General features: G+C 39.9%; 21 protein-coding genes. 15 read left to right on the top strand and 6 right to left on the bottom strand.

Annotated elements, in window-relative coordinates:
• Window positions 1-15: 15 nt before the first annotated feature.
• The 3 genes from WC805_01365 (at window position 16) to WC805_01355 (ending at window position 3303) form a co-directional block, all read left to right on the top strand.
• Window positions 16-1047 (top strand): reverse transcriptase/maturase family protein, encoded by a 1032-nt coding sequence (locus tag WC805_01365; protein MFA5967153.1) that lies wholly within the window; start codon window positions 16-18, stop codon window positions 1045-1047.
• Between the two features lie 540 nt (window positions 1048-1587).
• Window positions 1588-2490, top strand: coding sequence for a hypothetical protein (locus WC805_01360; GenBank protein ID MFA5967152.1), 903 nt, complete (start codon window positions 1588-1590; stop codon window positions 2488-2490).
• Window positions 2491-2538: 48 nt separating this feature from the next.
• On the top strand, window positions 2539-3303 hold the full coding sequence (locus tag WC805_01355) for a type I restriction enzyme HsdR N-terminal domain-containing protein (protein ID MFA5967151.1): 765 nt from the start codon (window positions 2539-2541) through the stop codon (window positions 3301-3303).
• Here WC805_01355 and WC805_01350 read toward each other — a convergent pair.
• Window positions 3268-4545, bottom strand: coding sequence for a recombinase family protein (locus WC805_01350; GenBank protein MFA5967150.1), 1278 nt, complete (start codon window positions 4543-4545; stop codon window positions 3268-3270). The two genes, WC805_01355 and WC805_01350, sit on opposite strands and share 36 nt — an antisense overlap.
• Before the next feature lie 107 nt (window positions 4546-4652).
• On the opposite strand from WC805_01350, the gene WC805_01345 reads away from it, so the two are divergent.
• From WC805_01345 to WC805_01310, 8 genes are read left to right on the top strand one after another with little or no spacing between them, the layout of a single operon-like run.
• Complete coding sequence (locus WC805_01345) at window positions 4653-5327, top strand: hypothetical protein (protein ID MFA5967149.1); 675 nt, start codon at window positions 4653-4655, stop codon at window positions 5325-5327.
• A 2-nt stretch (window positions 5328-5329) separates the two neighbouring features.
• The gene (locus WC805_01340) at window positions 5330-5983 is read left to right on the top strand and encodes a ceramidase domain-containing protein (GenBank protein ID MFA5967148.1); all 654 of its coding nucleotides are present in this window, start codon (window positions 5330-5332) and stop codon (window positions 5981-5983) included.
• A gap of 44 nt (window positions 5984-6027) precedes the next feature.
• A complete protein-coding gene (locus tag WC805_01335) occupies window positions 6028-6576 on the top strand; it encodes an AAA family ATPase (protein MFA5967147.1) in 549 nt (182 codons plus the stop codon).
• Window positions 6573-7004: a GNAT family N-acetyltransferase gene (locus WC805_01330; protein ID MFA5967146.1), complete on the top strand. Its 432-nt coding sequence runs from the start codon at window positions 6573-6575 to the stop codon at window positions 7002-7004. The genes WC805_01335 and WC805_01330 overlap by 4 nt, the downstream gene beginning before the upstream one ends.
• 9 nt (window positions 7005-7013) lie before the next feature.
• Complete coding sequence (locus WC805_01325) at window positions 7014-7292, top strand: hypothetical protein (protein MFA5967145.1); 279 nt, start codon at window positions 7014-7016, stop codon at window positions 7290-7292.
• 7 nt (window positions 7293-7299) lie between these two features.
• Complete coding sequence (locus WC805_01320) at window positions 7300-7785, top strand: hypothetical protein (GenBank protein MFA5967144.1); 486 nt, start codon at window positions 7300-7302, stop codon at window positions 7783-7785.
• A complete protein-coding gene (locus WC805_01315) occupies window positions 7782-8216 on the top strand; it encodes a GNAT family N-acetyltransferase (GenBank protein ID MFA5967143.1) in 435 nt (144 codons plus the stop codon). Before WC805_01320 ends, WC805_01315 begins: the two co-directional genes overlap by 4 nt.
• A gap of 4 nt (window positions 8217-8220) precedes the next feature.
• Window positions 8221-8943, top strand: a complete 723-nt coding sequence (locus WC805_01310) for a transglutaminase domain-containing protein (protein ID MFA5967142.1) — start codon at window positions 8221-8223, stop codon at window positions 8941-8943.
• Window positions 8944-9694: 751 nt separating this feature from the next.
• On the opposite strand, the gene WC805_01305 is transcribed toward WC805_01310, so the two are convergent.
• The 5 genes from WC805_01305 to WC805_01285 form a co-directional block, all read right to left on the bottom strand.
• Entirely contained in the window at window positions 9695-10288 is a 594-nt protein-coding gene (locus WC805_01305) for a hypothetical protein (protein MFA5967141.1), read from the bottom strand.
• 110 nt (window positions 10289-10398) lie between these two features.
• Window positions 10399-11856: a hypothetical protein gene (locus WC805_01300; protein ID MFA5967140.1), complete on the bottom strand. Its 1458-nt coding sequence runs from the start codon at window positions 11854-11856 to the stop codon at window positions 10399-10401.
• Window positions 11837-12259, bottom strand: coding sequence for a hypothetical protein (locus WC805_01295; protein MFA5967139.1), 423 nt, complete (start codon window positions 12257-12259; stop codon window positions 11837-11839). Before WC805_01295 ends, WC805_01300 begins: the two co-directional genes overlap by 20 nt.
• Window positions 12256-13590, bottom strand: a complete 1335-nt coding sequence (locus WC805_01290) for a DNA methyltransferase (GenBank protein MFA5967138.1) — start codon at window positions 13588-13590, stop codon at window positions 12256-12258. Before WC805_01290 ends, WC805_01295 begins: the two co-directional genes overlap by 4 nt.
• 77 nt (window positions 13591-13667) lie before the next feature.
• On the bottom strand, window positions 13668-14447 hold the full coding sequence (locus tag WC805_01285) for a hypothetical protein (GenBank protein MFA5967137.1): 780 nt from the start codon (window positions 14445-14447) through the stop codon (window positions 13668-13670).
• Window positions 14448-14508: 61 nt separating this feature from the next.
• Between WC805_01285 and WC805_01280 the strand changes: the two genes are divergently transcribed.
• The 4 genes from WC805_01280 (at window position 14509) to WC805_01265 (ending at window position 18154) form a co-directional block, all read left to right on the top strand.
• Window positions 14509-15651 carry a PIN domain-containing protein gene (locus tag WC805_01280; protein MFA5967136.1) on the top strand — a complete coding sequence of 381 codons (1143 nt, stop codon included), beginning with the start codon at window positions 14509-14511 and terminating at the stop codon, window positions 15649-15651.
• 55 nt (window positions 15652-15706) lie between these two features.
• Window positions 15707-16228, top strand: a complete 522-nt coding sequence (locus WC805_01275; protein ID MFA5967135.1) for a hypothetical protein — start codon at window positions 15707-15709, stop codon at window positions 16226-16228.
• Between the two features lie 10 nt (window positions 16229-16238).
• Window positions 16239-17330 carry a hypothetical protein gene (locus WC805_01270; protein MFA5967134.1) on the top strand — a complete coding sequence of 364 codons (1092 nt, stop codon included), beginning with the start codon at window positions 16239-16241 and terminating at the stop codon, window positions 17328-17330.
• A gap of 146 nt (window positions 17331-17476) precedes the next feature.
• A complete protein-coding gene (locus WC805_01265; protein MFA5967133.1) occupies window positions 17477-18154 on the top strand; it encodes a hypothetical protein in 678 nt (225 codons plus the stop codon).
• The last annotated feature ends 6 nt before the right edge of the window (window positions 18155-18160 follow it).

The following is an 18160-nucleotide window of genomic DNA, read 5'->3' as shown; positions in this document are numbered from 1 at the left end:
ACCAGGCATATCCATATGAAAACTATTAAAGATTATTATAACCGTATTATATCGTTAGAGAATCTCCTGGAAGCCTGGCAGGAGTTTGTGATAGACAAACGTTCAAGAAAAGATGTTCAGCAGTTCCAAAGAGATTTAATGGCTAATATTATCAAGTTGCACCGAGATTTAGCATCTGGCAAATATTATCATTCAGCTTATAGCCCATTCAAGATATCTGATCCGAAGCCAAGAAATATCCATAAAGCTAAGATCAGGGATAGATTGCTGCATAAGGCAATCTATAGAATGTTGTATCCGATTTGGGACAAAACTTTTATTTTTGACAGCTATTCTTGTAGAAATAATAAAGGTACTCATAGGGCATTTATTAAACTGGCAGATGTATCTAGAAAAATAAGCAAAAACTACACGAGGCCTTGTTTTGCTTTGAAGTTGGATATCCGCAAGTTCTTTGACAGTGTTGACCATAAAGTTCTAATAGATTTGCTTTCGGAAAGGATAGAGGATAAGGAGCTACTAAAACTGCTCCATAAAATTATCTCAAGTTTTGAACATTCGCCTGGCAAGGGTATGCCATTAGGCAATCTTACTTCTCAATTATTTGCCAATGTTTATCTAGACCCCTTGGATCAGTTTGCCAAACATTGCTTAAAAGCTAAGTATTATCTCCGTTATGCCGATGACTTTGTTTTCCTGTCTAATAACCCAGATGAATTATTAGGTTATCTGGTGGAAGTAAATCAATTCCTCAAAACCGAGCTAAAACTCAAGATGCACCCGGATAAGATATCTTTCAGAAAATTGAATTGGGGTATTGATTATGTCGGTTATATTGCCTTGTCTCATTATCGGTTGCCTCGGGCAAAGACCGTAAAACGTATAGATAAGAAGATCTCCCAAAGTTTGAAAGCTGGCGATCTGGATTACATCGCTAAAGCCATGCCCTCATATCTCGGCTATCTTGGCCACGCTGATGCGCATAAACTTAGTGATAATTTGCTAAGAAAAGTTATGAAATGGCATAGTTTAGATACCATAAATTAGTCTGAAATCTAGCCCAAAAACAGCCCCCTCTGCCACTGTCTCATTTGTCTCATTTCCTCCTTAGGTTCTATAATGAACCTGTCCCCCTAAAGACCTATCTAAGGTACTCTAATTATCTCCTTTGGGGGAGGGTCTGAACCCGTCTGTCCTGCCAGACTGTGACATGCCATTCGTCCAGCAGACCTAGGGCGACTGTGCGTTTGTCATCATTCCCGCAGGCCTTCTAAAAATCAGCGCCCAGAGCGTAGCTCTTCGCAGAGTTTGGTTTTATGCTATGATTTAAGTGCTTAATTAAGCTGGTAACCTATTAACAAATTATTTGCCTAAACCTTACATTTTTGTAGGGCATGGCATAGAGAAAACCCATCCCTGATACTGAACCCCGCATTCAGCGACTCAGGGATGGGTCATACCCGAAAGGGTGTGGAGCCGAAAGGCTCAGCTGGTGCGGGGCTTTGTGTTCAAAGCCTGCATCATACAGGTGAGTTTTGGTGATGCTTAAATCTTAATTTATTAAAATATATTAATAACCAAAATAAGATGAAGAAAAATATGTTTTTGAAAATATCGTTGTCGTTGTTGCCTGCGCTGTTGTTTACTCAAAACTATGCCTGGATGACCCAGAATCGTCTGGTTGGATGGGGGTTCATACTTATCTGGTTATTGATGGTAGCCACCGTTTGGAGTCTTCAAAACAGCACACAAGTGTTGAATCGGTCATTTAGATTAACTGAGATATCATTGTTCTTAATGCCTATATCAACAATGATAATGTCTCTAGGGCTGGGCAGCAGCGCTATTAGTTCAACAACGGATGCCGCAGAACAAGCAGGAACTGCTATTGGCACAGCTATCGGAGGAACACTAGTTACTATTCTGGCATTTATCTTTGGAATTACCGGTGGTATCATCTTTCACATTATTGCCAATAATTATTCCAAAAAATTGTCTACTTCGGGGACAGAAAAACCCAGGGACTTCTTGGGCAAACACGGATTAGTGACCGGATTTATTGGTGTTATTCTACTTGCCATTATCTTGGGTAGTATTGGTGGTGGGATGAGTGGTCAGAAGAATGCAGCCAACACATTAGCCCAATCTAAGGCTACAGATACTAAATCAGAGGAGGCAATAAAAGTCACAGCAGTTGCTTTGTATAATGCTTATAAGAACAATGAGGTAGCTGCTAATCAGCAGTACAAAAATAAACTAGTTGAAATTACTGGAGTTGTAGATACCATCGGAGAAGATATTACTAGTAACCCATACATTAGTTTTAAGGTTCAACAGTATCAGATCACTTCTGTTCAATGTATGTTTGCCAAGAAGTATGCCGATCAACTAGCTACGGTTTCCAAGGGCCAAAGTATAAAACTTAAAGGCACAGTTTCGGATAGTTTGGCTGGTCAAGTGATTGTAAGGGATTGCCAAATTCTAAGTTAAGGCATTTGTATTTTACCTGATCAATATTATAAAAGGTTAAAAAACACTATGTTTACATCAACTCAGATAAAAAATTTTGCAGTCAAGCTTAAAACTTACAAGAAAAGGTACCTGAAGAAACTATACGAAGATTTAGATGAATCAGCCACCCGAATAATGGTTAACAGCTTGCTTACTGATGTACTGGGGTATACGGAATTAGAAGAGATAAAAACAGAATATCGAATTAGGGGTGAATATGCAGATTACATTATCCAGGTGGGCAGACAAAAACATTTTGTTGTAGAGGTGAAATCTATCCAATTGGATATTAATGAAAAACATCTTCGTCAAAGTATCAACTACGCCGCCAATGAGGGGATAGACTGGATTATATTAACTAATGGCAAACAAATAGAATTATATAGGGTATTGTTTAGTAAGCCCATTGAAAGCCGAAAGGTTTTTGGTTTTGATGCTGACAACCAGGAAGATTTTCTAAAAATGCCAGAATTTCTAATCTATTTGACGAAAAGAAGCGTGCAAAAAGGTGAACTAGAGAACTTCTGGAAGAGATTTGAAGCGCTTGAGCCTAACCAGCTTAGTAAGAATTTGTATGATACCCATGTGATCAAGTTTCTCAAGAAAGTTCTAAAAAAGAAAACTGGCTTGTCGTTCGGAGAGGACGATATCCTCGAGTCGGTTTATAGGATAATTAGTACTAAGATAGAAACCACTAAACCAAAATTACCTACGAACATTTTTAAGAGCAAGGTGAGCAATCAAGCTATTGCTTCGTTAGATAAGCTGGATCCTTCCGTTATCCAAAACTAATTTATGATCTATACAATTTAGGATCTCTCGCTTTTCTTCGGGAGATCCTTCTCGTAGGACGTATTTAGCGTATTTTCTCACATCGATCTTAGGAGTTTTGAGTTGTTCTGGATTAAGCTTTAATACTCCAAAGGCAAACCGATTAAATCGATCTATTTCATCTTGTAACCTCTGTCTTAAGTTATTCTTGTCCAAAGCCACCATATCTAGAATATCTAAGAACTGTTGAACCAATGACTCTTCTCTGATGAATCCGCTTTTACATTTTCTATTCCTTCCACCGGTGCAGTGGTAATATACATATCGTTTGATAGTTCCATTCTTAAACTTCTTGAACTTCTCTTCAGCCGTGATGCCAGTCCCGCACTTAGCGCAGGTCATTAGACGAATAAAGGCGAAGTCGACCCTGCCGGTACCTTTTCTAACCCCAGTGGCAATTCTAGCCTGTACTGCATCAAAGCGTTCTTTGGTGATGAGTGGTTCATGCGATCCGTCATACCATTTACCACTATCAGCTGGGTATTCAAACTTGCCATAGTAGAAAGGATTTTTTAGCATTAGATATACTCCGCTCAATGCTAGAGATTTCCCAGTGCGAGTTTCAAATTTAATATCATCTTGCATCCAATCAAAGATCTCCCGGCCAGTGCAACCATCTTCCGCTATTTTACGGAAAGCTTCTTTAACTATTTCAGTTCTCTCTTGATCAATATAGATAGTGTGCTTTCCTATGTCGTTCAAATATCCGATAGGAGCTGTACCTGGTCTCCATCCCATCTCCACTTTATTTTTCAGTCCTCGTTTGACATTAACCCCTCGGTTATCATTCTCGAGCTTGGCTTGGCTACAAAGGATCATCAATAAGAACTTCTCGTTAGGGGAGTTATGGAATATTTGTCCGGGGGTTCTGATCTCGGTTAGTTTGCCAGCATCCATTAGGTCTACCACTGTGCCCAAGTCTCCTGCGTTACGGCTGATCCGGTCAGCTGCCCAAGTCAAAATGCCGTTAAATTTACCTGCCTTAATTTCCTCCATTATCTCGGCAAAAACCGGTCTTTGTCCCGAATCCTTAGCCGAATGGCTCTCCTTGAGCGTCTCCACGACCTCTAAGCCATCTCTTTTGGCTACAGCCAGCATTTCCTTTATCTGTGAGTCGATAGATAGTGCTTGGCGTTCGTCTACCTCCGATGATTTTCTGGCGTAAAGGCAGTATTTTATGCCATTTAAGGTTTGTTCAGTCAAGTTGGCCTCCCGGTGAGGTTAAGGGTATATACCAAGAGGAAGGATGCCTGAAGTGGTTGATAAGTCCAGACTCAGTAATCCGAGTGTTAACCTGCTAATATAGGGATATGAGCAACAAAAACGCGTATCTCTTTTGGGTTTTCCCGGTTGTTGTCGGTGGGTTAATAGCCATCCAAAGTCTTGTATTAAGCCATATCCCAACGGGGATCATAGGTATTAGTTGGGAGGCAGTTTCAGATTTGCTGGTATTCTTGCCAGTATCTGTGTATTTCCTTTGGCAAATGAGTCGGATAATAGATCCGAATAATAAATATTCAACCTGGTTTCTGATATTAATCGGAGTGTATATAGTTGGAATTGGGATTCATCTTTCCTCCAATCAAATCCACAATGTTCTAGATATTCCGAGTATTTCGGGAGATGCTAGTAAAGCCGCCTATGTCTGGGATGAGTTAATCGGACATTGGCTAATTCATTTAGGGTTAGCAGGTTCTTTATATTTATTGGCTAAAGTTTCGCAAATCAATCTCTCTGGTGGTAGGATAGTTTATGGTATTACCGGTTTTCTACTTGGTGTGTTTTTGGCAGTAGCTGCTATAGAGGGGCATAGCATTTGGATATATGCGGCTTGTTGTTTATTGGTCTGGAAAACTTTCTACAAATCCCAAATAAACGATATTAAACTTTATATTCTATCTTCTACTGCCGGAATTGTTATTTTGCTGATTGCCTGGTATTTAATTTTTAATTCATTTATAGAACCATCCGTATTGCTTAAATAGGTATGTTAAAATCATTATTTTCCGAACCGACAATTCAATATTGCGAAGTTGCTACCAAGGGGCTCATAAAAAGACCCTATTATGCTTTTTCCAATCTGGCCTTCCTTTTTGTTGGGATAGCCATTTTATTAAAAGGTAATGGGTCAGCATTATCTAAGGCCTTTGGATATATAGCTATATTAGTAGGGCTACTTTCCTTTGCTTACGACTCAAGTTATTTATATATCACCCAACTAATTGACCTGACTGGGATGTTGTTGTTAATAAGCTTTCTGCTGTATCTTAACCTCTCTGTGTTATATAAAAACAAAATATTAATTACTACCATTCAAGTGATAGCAATGTTGCTGGGGTTAATGTCTATAATAGTTTTTCAAGCGTATTCGGGAGATATTGTTTTTGGCATATTTGTGTTGTTGTATGTGATATCTGAAATATATTTACTAATGGTAAACAAGCATAAAAATTATATGATGTGGGTGTTGCCGCTTGCAGTCTTTCTGATTGGATTTACTTTCTGGATATTAGATGCCTCCAAGATTTATTGCGTAAACTTTGGTTTGCTGAATGGCAGGGCTATATTCCATTTTCTGAATGCGATTGTTATCTATCATTTGTATGATTATTACAGGTCGCAAGAGTTGCAAGGTAGTTAATTTTTACCATCAATCATGGAATTAGAACCTGATAAAATCAATTTATGAAATATCCAAGTTACATAGTGATGATCGGCTTCTCGCTATCTGGCAAAACTACAGTAGCCAAACTGATTGAAGCTAAACTTCCCAACCCCAAGATCAGGTTGGATACCAGCAGGGTTCATGATTTTCTTAATTCGTATCCGATATTTCAAGATGACAACACCATCACTGGCAAGTCTTTCGATTTAAGACAGAGCTGTAGCAAAGCTATTAAGAAAGGATTATTAACTGAATTAGCTAAAGCGTCAGTCAATATTATTGATGATGCGGCTAATCTAACCAGGAAGGAACGACAAGATAAGGTTAAATTAATTCATAAGATAAACCCTAGTTACAAATTTATCTATATTACAATCGATATTTCTGAACTAGATTTATTAAAGCGTCTGAGCAAGTTTGACGCCAAGAATATCCAGAAAGGTCATAAACCGGCTTGGGGAGACCTTTATTTTAAGATTCAGAAGCCTCAATATCAGCCGGTGAGCAAAGACGAAGGGATTAGCCATACAGTGTCAGACACAAGAAATCCTAAACTACCAGGAGTATGAAGATAGTGCAAGCCAAAGAAGAAAATGGCCAGACATTAACTAACCTGTTTAAGGTACTCTACAAACCAGAGTCGCGTTGGTCAGAACAGGTTATTCGGCAAAACATTCAGAAAGGAAAGTATGAATATTGGATTATTTTTGACGATGAACCAGTGGGTGTAATTTCTCTGAAATTCCCTGATAGTACCTGCGAAGTTGAAGCAATTGCAGTCAGTGATCCCTGGAAAGGGTATGGTTCTAAATTGATTGAGTTTGCAGAAGAATTGGCCAAAAAACGAGGGTGTGAAACTATCTGGTGCCATAGCTTAGAACTTTACCAAGCAGGAAAATTCTATAAGAAATTGGGTTGGTTAGAAGAATATTTTATGCCGGATTACTGGGATGGGCAGCATTGTTACAAATACTCAAAGTCATTGGCGAGCAAGTAAAATATAAGTATGAGTAATCCAATAAGTTCGCAAAAATTCAAAGAGCATGTGAAACTACTTTTGCAACAATATAAATGGGGCTTATTGAGCCAAGAGGAAGTAGCCCGGGAGATTATGGCCATTCCTAGAGAAAGGCTGGTTAGAGAGGACGCTAAGTATATTTATGACGATACTGATATTGGCAGGATTTTTGATATCGCCTGGGAATACGATGTTCCTCCAGAGCACAGAAAAGAAGGTTGGGGAGATGAATGGAAGGAGTTAAATCAGATTATAGATCAATGGTAATGAATTTATGAACCCAGGAGAATATTTAAATACTCTAAGACAAATTTTTACTAGCTCTGGTGATTCTGTTGGAGAATTAAACTATACTTCTGGCAATTATGATGATAAAGGCAATCTGATTTCTGGTTCAATCCCAACTATTACTACTGACGCCTGCGAAATAGGCATATATGACGATACAATTTATTTCACTTTCATTATTCTAGCCAGTGATCTCAAAAAAGAAGTGTTCGATCTGTTGACCCAATACAATAATGTACAGATTTATCCGTTCGAGGATTTTAATAACACCCTGTATCCCAAACCAGACTTTAATTATCCAGAATTTGAGCAACAACTCAAAAATGACAAATACCTACAGATAAACTTCAACGATAACTACAAAGGATATTCTGTGGAGGAAATTATGAAGAGATATTTGGAGTATAAGGATATATTTATAAAGGTTGATATTAAGCCAACTAACCAACTTAAAGATAAAGTAAATCTATGATAATTCTTAAACAAGTTCTGCCAGAAGATTGGCAACAAGTATTAGCTATTGAGCAAAGTGCAAATTCTCCTCTCTATTTTCCTTGCACCGATGAAGATATAGTCAAGAAGTACATGGATAAGAGTTTGGTCTATTTCATTATCAATAATGATAACCAGATTGTTGGAACTATATCTTTTGAAATTAAAGGAGACAATGATTATTACTGTGACGGTCTGGTGATTATGCCTGAATACAGAGGCAAAGGTTATGCTCTGGAAGCAGTCAAAGAAATGTTAAAGCTTATAGGGGGACATAAACATATCCATCTGGTCGTACATCCCCACAACACCCCCGCCATCATCACTTACCTTAAAGCTGGCTTTGTAGTTTCTGGCTGGAAGGATAATTACTTTGGTGACGGAGAACCCAGAATAGAGATGGCAAGATAAACTTATGAATAACATTTCTAAATATCAAGGGGTTAGTCAATTTGGGTCAGCGTATAAAACCATGCTTGAAAATGATACACATGCACCCGGCTCGATAGACCGAGTTTTGACAGAAGGTATGATTCGATTATGTCCGGAGACAATGGCCTATCTTTATGGTGGATATACGCCAACAAAGAGTTTATATATAAAAGGATCAAGGCCCGAGCTAGAACAGTATCTGGATCAAATGATCTTAGTCAACCATTCCAAAGAAGAACAAATTCAAGAGATTATGAAATTTATCAGTAATCTGCAGCATAAGATTAGCGACGATTTGGATTTAATACAATTTGGCGGTACTGAGGAAGAGATTATTGCTAGGGGTTCTGATTGGTGCACCGATTTGGCTAGAGTCGGTTGCGTACTCTGCCAGATAGCTGGATATCCTGCTCGAGTTGTTCATCTGTTTGATTTAGAGAAGCCATACAGTGGGCATGAGATCGTAGAAGTCTATAGAGACAAGGTTTGGGGTGCTGCAGATCCATTGAGAAATGTTGTCTATCATAACTCAAAAGGAGAACCGGTTTCTGCTTTGGACTTAATGAACGATCGTCAACTTATTGAAAATAATTATTTGAATGATCAACTAACTGCATTGAGAGCAGTGGGTCAGTTCAGCGGAGCGGCAATATCCAATTATTATGTGTGGCAGTGGAAAGACATGACTATACAGTCAGTAAACTAAATGGTTACTGCCGTCCTATACTAGAAAATGCCAACCAAGGATGGCCAGGTGGGCTAAGATGGCTTCATGAAGAGGATAGGTAGGATTAGCAAATTTCTAAGACCTGTTACCTAATAACTGTTGTCATCCCGCCAGATAAAAACCCATGTAATGTCGTACCAGTCAATAATATGATTGGGAGTTGTAGTACAAGCATGTTAAACAAAAATATATCGAAAGGGAAAAACTTCCAAAAGAATAATGTAGAGAAACTTAATGTATAAAGAAAGTTATAGATAAGCATCTGGATCAAAGGATAGTGCTCTTTCCAGTATGTCTTAAACAGAATCATTCCCAGGTCTCTCCCATTATTAAAGAAGATAAATATCAACCCATATAAAAAGAATAATCCGATTATAATTAATTTCTTTTCCAGGACAGATGATTTCAAGATAAGTATCGGCGATGAAATCAACAATACTATCGCGACATTAATTATTGATGGCACTAATTTCTCTATAATAGATGTGTCTTGCATGTTCATATTATAGCCCAGAGGATTAGTATTAGACCTTCGATAAGGCCAGCACACAATAGAAATGCCTCTCTTTACAAGTAACGATATTGTCCTATAATCTAGGGGCAATGACTATTGGTCGATGCTTCTTCTCACAGGGTCTTAACCACTCTGTGAAGGTACTGTCTTGGTGACACGAGTAGTACCAGCCCCTGGCACACAGCCGGGGGTTCTTTTTTCAGAGTATTTACATCTTCATTTCTTGGCAGGGGATATAGATTGGATTTTTCTAGCATAGTATTGTTGCAACTCGCTATAGATTTTTGGGCTTACACCAGCCAATTTATCCGTAATGTTCTTGAAGTAGCTCTCTTCCATTTCAAATAGATGTTTAGATCTGACCATTCCGAACCAGTAGTTATAGAAATTATCACTAGATACCTTGTCTGTTCGAGGGATCAAATCCATGAAGGCCAAAACTGCAGAAAAGGGATATCCATAGAGTAAACCTGCCTCCATTGAACTCATGGAGGTAGCATATTTATTCACGAATCGGTCGATCCTCTCGTTCGCTGACACCTGTAACCATTTAATCTTCCCTTTCTTGGAATGAATTCGACTCTCCACATGGAACGGCAACCCCAGCTTTAGAAGTAACTCTGTTTTTTCCTTTTTCTCAGAAAATTTTAGCTCGATTGTGAACTTATAGCCGAGAAGCATCAGAAGCAACTCCTTTTTCTCGGGGAGTGTTAGGATAATACTGTCTTCAATCAACCTGATCTTTTTAGTTGTTAAAACTGGCAACCCATTTCTTAAAGAGGTTGTTTTCTTAAGTAACCAGTTATCCATGCGATTTATTTTTGTCGGCAACATAAAATAGATATTAGTAATCTATGGCATTTAAAGCATAGCATTAAACTCCGTTTCGGCGAGGACAAATAAGGAGTTAAGGGAGGCAGCTAGGCAAAGAAGACATTTGGGAGGGGCTTATTTTTCTCCATGGCTTTAATAACTAACATAGAAAAAGAATCGGCCAAGTCGTCATGCTTCTCTACTCCAAAACCAATTATTTGTTCGATGAGTCGCTCACAGCCTCGTCTAGGGAAAAGAACCTTTCCTGAGTTTACCATCACGCTGGTTAATGCTAAGCGGGTTCTTTTGTCTTGAGTGCCCGGATTAAATCCTTCTATATCCGCAGGGATGTCCTCATACCTAACTTGTTGACCAAAGGCAGCTTGGTAAGCTACTTCCTCGAACCAGACATATTGGTTAGACCACGAGTAACCGAAATGAAAGCTGTTTTGAAGATTCTTAGTTATTTCACCAATCAGGGCTACGGCTTCAGGGAATTCCAATCTAGCATTAATTGGATTTGGCAATATGTAGATTTTCATATTTTCTTCGCTGCCAGTAATCACGGCCGACACCATGGCCGTAAAATCAGCGGATGTTTTAGTGGAAATGGCCAAATCGATGCTAGTAGCAGAATATAGGGGATTCTCTGGTAGCTCATCATAGAACTGGATCCATTCTGGATGAATCACTCTTTCTTGATCAGAAATAATATGCAAAAGATATTCCCGATGCCAAGATATATTACTACCGATGCTCGATTTCAACCTACTGATCTCATCCTCGTTGGGATATTTCCCGGGCCAGTTGCATTCCCCACTATCTCGCAGTAGTGGATAAGACCTAAAAACACCATCCATAGCTCCACTCTCGATTCGTTCTTTTAGTCGAACAATTAAAGAATCCTCATGCAATAGGTTACCCACTACTACAATCTTGGTATTCTTGTCACCAACTGGAAAAACTTCGCTAGTTAGCCAATCAAAAGTTTTATTACGGCTTTCTCTGGTTTTAACAGAACTTGAGTCCTCGATATCATCGCAGATAATTAAATCTGGTCGATACTGACCATGCCGGATACCCCGAATACTCTGATCCATCGATACGGCTGTAATTCTGGCATTGTATTTAGGTAGAACAATAGTGCCAGCACTCCAATCCTCATCTCGCTCTTCGAAGGGTCCAAGGTCAGCTCTTAGAATAGTATTGGCCTCTAATTCCCGCTTGATATTATCCAAGTGCTGTCTGGCCTGGGGTTGGGTTTGGCCCACGATCAGGATGTGTTTCTTTTGCAGTTTTCCCAGCACGGCCCAGATTGGGTAAGACAGATTCAGGATGGTAGATTTACCCGAACCTCTAAAGGCACAGATAACTGCTAATCTTACATCCTCTCGTTCGCTCAACAGAAACATCTCTTTTTGGAAAGGAGCGGTCGGGTAGGTAACATAATGGGAAAGATACAAACTAAAGAACCATTCATGGCTACTTTTAGCCACAGTTGATCTTACCCGAGGGTCTTTAATAATGTTGTTTATTTCGTTAATGTTAGCTATGTTGTTCTCCATTTTCTGGTTTATTAGTTACTAAGTCTGCTTGATGTAACGATGCCAATTCCAAAGCTTTTTTAATTAACTCTTCTTGCTCGGGCGTCAAAGGATCCTGATTATGTAGTTTAGCAGTCACTTCTACTCTGGTGGCATATTGCGGATGATGATTTTTGAGCCAAAAGATAATTGCTCCCAGATTCTTATCTTTAATGGCGGAAATTAGTTGAGATTCAGCCATATCGTTGATTAAGCTGGATCCTTCTTGGAGAGATTCGTCGCAAGCCAAAGCAAACTCCGTATCTTCTTTTCGCCACCGGTAGTAGGTAGCTCTCCCTACTCCAGATTTTTCACAGGCGACATGAATAATGGGGGTTTTCTTCAGCTGTTCCAACAAACTTTCTTTATGCGTATCTCGTTTCATAACTTTATCGCTTTTAATCCAGTAAGTTTCTCCCAGCGGTTCATTATAACTTCAGCATAAACAGGGGATTTCTCCATCAGACAGCATCGCCGGTTCATTTTTTCGCAAGCAATCAAGGTGGATCCAGATCCCCCGAAAGGCTCAACTACTAGGTCTCCCCGCTTAGTTAGAACTTTGATGTAGGGGATTAGGATTTCTAATGGTTTCACGCCGAAGATAATGGCTTGTCCGGAACTTTTTTCATCCGCCGCATTAAATTCGATAAAATCCGTCGGTTGATATTTCTTCCCGTGTTTGTATCCTTCCCATTGAGGCTTGCCAGATATGGCATACAAAGCAGTTTCGTATTCATTTTGGAGCAGATCTTCTTCGGGATTTGAGTTCTGTTCTGGGTTGCCACCTTGCCCAACCATTGCTATATCATGTTTACTAAAGAATTTATATTTCGCCGAGAACCCTTGATTTCTGTTAGGCAAATGCCACACAATCATATTCTTTACGGACCAATGCTTTTCTATCTCTGACCAAATAATCCGGAGGTTCTTCCAGTTCTCATAAACTATAATGTTGAAATCTGGTTTGGCAATCTTGGCTATATTACCTATCCATAGTTCAGTAAAGTTATCTGGCAGTTCATCTGTCCCCAGGTATTTCCGATCTCTTTTATATCCGAACCCCTCCGTTGACTTACCATGTTTCTTTTTGCCCTTAAGGTAATTAAGGATGTAGGGTGGATCAGTCAGACACATATCCGCTTTTTCCCCATTTAGGAGTTTAAGCATATCCGCTTCCACCATGCTGTTTCCGCACATGAGCCGGTGATTTCCTAGTTGGTAGATATCTCCGAGTTGAGTTTTAATTTCTGTGATCTGAAGTTTATCCAATTCTTTTTGTAAATCAAACACCTCTGGGGTATCGTCGATCCCAAAGATGTTATCCATTTCTTCACTGGAAAACCCGACATCAGTAAGTAGGGAGCTATCGAAGTTGGCCAGCAGATCCCAATCAAATTCCCCGAGATTGCGATTTAGTCTTAAATTGAGCTCGCGTTCTTTCACAAGATCAGGAATATCCAGATAGACCACGGGTACTGTCTTATATCCGAGTGATTTTGCTATTTTTAAACGGAAATGACCACCGATTACCACATTTTCTCTATCGAGGGCAGAATTACAGATGACGGGATCGACCATCCCAAACTTTTGTATACTTTCAGTTAATTGTTTGGTGGCTTCTTTGCTCCATTTTCTGGGGTTATACTCACTGGGTTTGAGTCGGTCAATCTCAACCTCTTGGATTTGGATTTTTGCTCTTTGTCCTACGTTTCTCATAGTAGTGTTATTTAATAAATATCGGCCTCATAATATGGCCGATATTTGATGTGGTCTAAGAATTAAGTGACCTACACTTAACTTCTTTTCTTGGATTCCAGGGAAATAATTTTGCTGACAGCTCCTTCGTCCATGAGGTCACCTCCAAACTTTTCTTGAACTATGTCAGCAATTTTTGCCAATGGCAGATTTTTGTTGTCATAAATGAAATCATTGCGTTGGCGCTGTCTTTTTTTGCGCACGGGCTTTATCCATCGGCTTCCTCCCTTGTGTTTTTCTTGGGCGGGTTCTATCTCAGTAGAGTATAATTTCTCTATATAGTCCAAGATATCTCTTTTACTGGCATGAGGGCTAATTAATAAGGCTATTGGGTACATCTTAGTAAGATCGGTTGTCAATTCATTGCCCAGCGAATCCTTATGAGTCGCCAAATCTGTTACATAACATAGGTTATGAGAGTTGGGGTCGATACAAAGGAATGCTTGGTTATATAGTGCATAGGTTTCTATAATCCATCTCCAATCTCTTAATGGTATGAGGTCTAGTTTCTCACACAATTCTTTTATTTGTTTGCTAAATTTTGTCCTTTCTTCAGAGCCATAACGCCAATTCTCTGGGTAATGTGACCAGGTGTCTCCTTCAATCTGAAACCCATTTTTGGGTATGCCCAGATCGTTTCTAATTTTTTGCACATCGTCTTGAAATTCTTGTGTTTTTACATAATCTAGAAAGCTATTCCAAAGTCGCTTGAAGCTCTGTGTTGTGTAAAATTTAGAGGTATGCCTCTCCCTGTGGAATTGATCTAGAAAGTTGCGGTAAAACGCTGGCATTGGTTTAGGTGATATTTTGTCGGCCATGGTGTAAAATTATAGGTTATAACAATACATTATAAGTCGATTCTTTTAATCACAAAGCAATATGCCAGTTCCTACCCAGAATAATCAGAGTAAAAGCATAAGAGTTGTATTGGATGCCAATATCTATCTTAGCTTTTATCAGACTGGAGAGGGGTCTTTAAAATCATTAGAGGAACTAGGTAAGCTGATAGACAAGGATAAAGTGACTTTATTGCTTCCCCAGCAGGTGTTAGATGAGTTTAATCGCAACAAACCAGGCATCATTCAGGCACATTATCTGGAATTAATCAAATCTAAACCAACTTCCGTAGGTGTAGCAGTGATGATGAAAGGTCTTAGTGAAACAGAAAGAATATTGCAGAGCTATAAGAAACTGGCGACAGCTGTCACTAATCTAGCCGATAAATACAAAAAAAGATCTTTATCAAATCGCAGTAAAATTAATAAGTTAATATTAAATTTGTTTTCCAAAGCAGAACTGGTCGAACACGACGATTCAATTGTACAGACTGCGTATGTAAGATATCTCAAAGGCAACCCACCCCGTAAGGGGCGGGATGATTTATCGTATGGAGATGGGATTATTTGGGAAACATTATTGGCAAATTATAGCATATTTGACTTGGTGATAATTTCAGCAGACCATGATTGGGAGGACCTCAGCAATGAAGGCACAATCCATCCGTTTCTTGCCAGCGAGTGGAAGAAGAAGGGGTCCAAGATGATTACTCTCTATCCTAGCTTAGGTAGATTAATAAACAAGATAAAGAAAGCTCAGACCATTGAGCCTGAGGAGATATGCAGAGAGGAGAGAGCATCTGCAGTAGTTACTAGGATAATTTCTACTTCACCCAGCGCCTCAGCTGATATGGGCATGTCATATTTAAATAATACATTATCAGTCATTTCATTCGAAGGTCGCCAGTGTACCATGTGTGGCAATAATTTTTATGATAATTTTGGTATTAAAACAATGGTTTTTAGAATTAATTCTGATTGTTGCGAAAACTGCAATACAAAATATGGGTACACTACTGATTATTCTGTAGCCCAATGTAATAAGTGCTGCCGTAATTTTTACGAAAAAACAGATAAGTATAGTATCTTTGTCCCTGCGTATTCTCCCGGAATTTCCTCTGCGGTCGACTCGGGGAAAATCTGTCCTTTGTGTCGAGGTGAATGTAGCAAAGATGCAATGTGTTAAATTTATGTAGTGACCATCCCCAATAAGTCGTTATGTGTCTTAAGTATTTTATGAAATGAACATTTGGTTTTATACTCTCAGCTCTATTTCACAGGTAATGGCGGCAATAGTTGCTTTGTTCGGTGTATTCTCGGTGTATAAACTTGGAATTATAGACAAAGAAATTAATGATTACCGCAATAGGGCGGTTGAACTAATTATGGCTACGGGCGTCACTAATCAATCAGATGCTCAACTCCAATACCTTAAAAGCAATAAACAGATATTAAAAGAATTTGAGCAGGCATTGGAAAAGGCTAGCCAGGAAGGTAAAGTTAGTCTTTCTTTTGGCAGAGATCATGTGAATCAGAATACTTATAATTTATTCGATACCTGGGTTCAACTTCGAGACCTAGTCTTGTCTAGGTTAGTTAACTCTATCAAGCTGACCCTGCTTCCTTTGGTCTTCTCGATAATGCTTTTAGCTATTCCATTAGAGTTGATACAAAATCCATTAAACATATTGTGGGTGATTGCGTCCCTAGCTGTGATAGGTGTTCTATATATTGGGGTCAGTATTTGGGAAATAAGTCGTTAGTGGTGTTTTAATGAAACCAATCCATAAAATCCACCAATGGTATGAATGTAAAGAAGAATTATATCGTGAACAAAGCGATTCTTACGATCGGGCTACAGTTGAAGAATGTCGTCGTTGGCTGAGCCGACTTATCGAATCTACTGCAGATATCAACAACAAGCCCTGGCCTGAAGAAGAGAAAAAGAGGTACCGCAACATGTTTATCGATCTCGCCATGTATTACATCACCGGCGAGCGCTATGCCAATAAAGAAGAAACCATCCAAGATATAATTGAAGATCGCCAACGCCGAGCGGATTGTTTGGAAACTGCTACTCCACCCCGCGGAGTTAATTGTTTAATTTGCCGAACGGAAATGACTGAAGCCGATCGCACTTCCATGGGACTGGACGATGAGAAGATCTTATTCACATATTCTTGTTCCACCTGCAAGCGTCACCGAGCTTTTTGTGAAGATGGGGAAGAGTATTTAGTAAAGAGACCCAAGTGTGAAGATTGTCATCAGCCACTCAAAGAAGTGAGTTCGTGGGAGAAAGATATTTTAACTGTCACCCAGACTTGTTCGGCTTGCGGTAAAATTACCACGGAAGTCCATGACTATACTTTTACCCCCACTCCCGATCCAGTCATTGATGAAAACTATGAAGCTGACCGAGCTAGATTCTGTCTGTCTAAAGAAAAGGGCCAGGAGTATCTGGCCAGCCGATCCAGGATGGAACATTCAGCTTACTTTGCTAATAAAGATATTGAGGAAGAAGAAAAACGCACCCAAGAGAAACTTAAAGAGATTGAAAAGTTGACTCTTCAACAAATTGAAAAGAAACTAGACCTCATCCTAGAACCCAACAATTATTCCAATCTGATTTTTGGCAAAGCCCAAATAGAGAGGGATATTCGGGTTGGATTTCAAATCCAAGATAAATTAACTCGTTCTGACGATGAATCCCGCCTTAATCTCCAAAAGATGATCATTAAAACTCTTAAAGGCACAAACTGGAAACTTATGACTGGGGGAGTTAAATATAGATTAGGCATCTTAACCGGTCGTCTCAGGGGTTTTGATAATGAAAAAGACCTATTGGAATTAGCCAAACATATGTAGGAGATAATCAGCTCTGGGAGCCAAAAACTCTTGACCAAAGATAGATTTTGTGATAAGCTAAAATCATTGACATAAGCCACTTTAGACACCGAGTTGAGAACCTATCTCGACCGGATTACAGTAGTGGCAAAGAGAGGAGCTACCTGATGGGTAAGAACGATCAGCGTACTTCTGCAACGGTTGAGCCAGTTAGCGAAGGTCAATCTGACCTGCTCGTGCTGGCCACGAAAAATTATCCCGGCGGTAAGGACAAGCTGGAGTTGGCCAAGGGGCATCCCGATTTCCGCAAGGACATCTGGGCCACCCTGGATCGCCTCGCAGCTGATCAGGCTTTGCGTCTTCCGTTGATGCAGCGACCGGCCTGGAAATCTGTAGAACTCGGCACTCAGCCCAATGCTGACGGTTACCGTTCTGCCCTGAAAGACAAGGGATTCAAGATCGGCGACTGGGCCAATGACATTATGGGTAAGCCTGCCTTCACGGTCAGCGATCAGCCCATAAGTGTTGATCTGGTGCTGGTTACCGTAGCCGAGCTCGGTTTCCCCAAAGGCGCAACTCGTGCCAAGATCTATGAGCGGGCACTCGAGCTTGGTTTTCAGCTTTGCCCTCCCGAGGTCGGACCGGCTCTGCGCCTGCAGTATCCGGATCAGCCCAACGGCGAGTGGCTGCTTATCGGAATGGAACCCATTGCGGATTCCGATGGCGATCTGCACGTGTTCAACGTTGGACGCGACGACGACTACCTTTGGCTCTACAGCCACTATGACAATCCCTACTACTTCTGGCCTGGCAGCTGCCAGTGGCTGTTCGTCCGTGGCAAGTAACTTCTT

The organism is Patescibacteria group bacterium, assembly GCA_041659905.1.
Lineage (GTDB): Bacteria > Patescibacteriota > Kazan-3B-28 > Kazan-3B-28 > UBA10110 > UBA10110.
The sequence above is the reverse complement of the archived record's forward strand: the minus strand, read 5'-3'. Positions and strand labels throughout refer to the sequence as shown.

Coding starts and splice junctions, on each gene's coding strand:
- WC805_01315 (MFA5967143.1), top strand. CDS start 7,782: ATGATAATTCTTAAACAAGTTCTGCCAGAAGATTGGCAACAAGTATTA.
- WC805_01300 (MFA5967140.1), bottom strand. CDS start 11,856: ATGGAGAACAACATAGCTAACATTAACGAAATAAACAACATTATTAAA.
- WC805_01325 (MFA5967145.1), top strand. CDS start 7,014: ATGAGTAATCCAATAAGTTCGCAAAAATTCAAAGAGCATGTGAAACTA.
- WC805_01360 (MFA5967152.1), top strand. CDS start 1,588: ATGAAGAAAAATATGTTTTTGAAAATATCGTTGTCGTTGTTGCCTGCG.
- WC805_01330 (MFA5967146.1), top strand. CDS start 6,573: ATGAAGATAGTGCAAGCCAAAGAAGAAAATGGCCAGACATTAACTAAC.
- WC805_01355 (MFA5967151.1), top strand. CDS start 2,539: ATGTTTACATCAACTCAGATAAAAAATTTTGCAGTCAAGCTTAAAACT.
- WC805_01340 (MFA5967148.1), top strand. CDS start 5,330: ATGTTAAAATCATTATTTTCCGAACCGACAATTCAATATTGCGAAGTT.
- WC805_01265 (MFA5967133.1), top strand. CDS start 17,477: ATGGGTAAGAACGATCAGCGTACTTCTGCAACGGTTGAGCCAGTTAGC.
- WC805_01290 (MFA5967138.1), bottom strand. CDS start 13,590: ATGAGAAACGTAGGACAAAGAGCAAAAATCCAAATCCAAGAGGTTGAG.
- WC805_01285 (MFA5967137.1), bottom strand. CDS start 14,447: ATGGCCGACAAAATATCACCTAAACCAATGCCAGCGTTTTACCGCAAC.
- WC805_01280 (MFA5967136.1), top strand. CDS start 14,509: ATGCCAGTTCCTACCCAGAATAATCAGAGTAAAAGCATAAGAGTTGTA.
- WC805_01305 (MFA5967141.1), bottom strand. CDS start 10,288: ATGGATAACTGGTTACTTAAGAAAACAACCTCTTTAAGAAATGGGTTG.
- WC805_01295 (MFA5967139.1), bottom strand. CDS start 12,259: ATGAAACGAGATACGCATAAAGAAAGTTTGTTGGAACAGCTGAAGAAA.
- WC805_01320 (MFA5967144.1), top strand. CDS start 7,300: ATGAACCCAGGAGAATATTTAAATACTCTAAGACAAATTTTTACTAGC.
- WC805_01365 (MFA5967153.1), top strand. CDS start 16: ATGAAAACTATTAAAGATTATTATAACCGTATTATATCGTTAGAGAAT.
- WC805_01335 (MFA5967147.1), top strand. CDS start 6,028: ATGAAATATCCAAGTTACATAGTGATGATCGGCTTCTCGCTATCTGGC.
- WC805_01270 (MFA5967134.1), top strand. CDS start 16,239: ATGAAACCAATCCATAAAATCCACCAATGGTATGAATGTAAAGAAGAA.
- WC805_01345 (MFA5967149.1), top strand. CDS start 4,653: ATGAGCAACAAAAACGCGTATCTCTTTTGGGTTTTCCCGGTTGTTGTC.
- WC805_01275 (MFA5967135.1), top strand. CDS start 15,707: ATGAACATTTGGTTTTATACTCTCAGCTCTATTTCACAGGTAATGGCG.
- WC805_01310 (MFA5967142.1), top strand. CDS start 8,221: ATGAATAACATTTCTAAATATCAAGGGGTTAGTCAATTTGGGTCAGCG.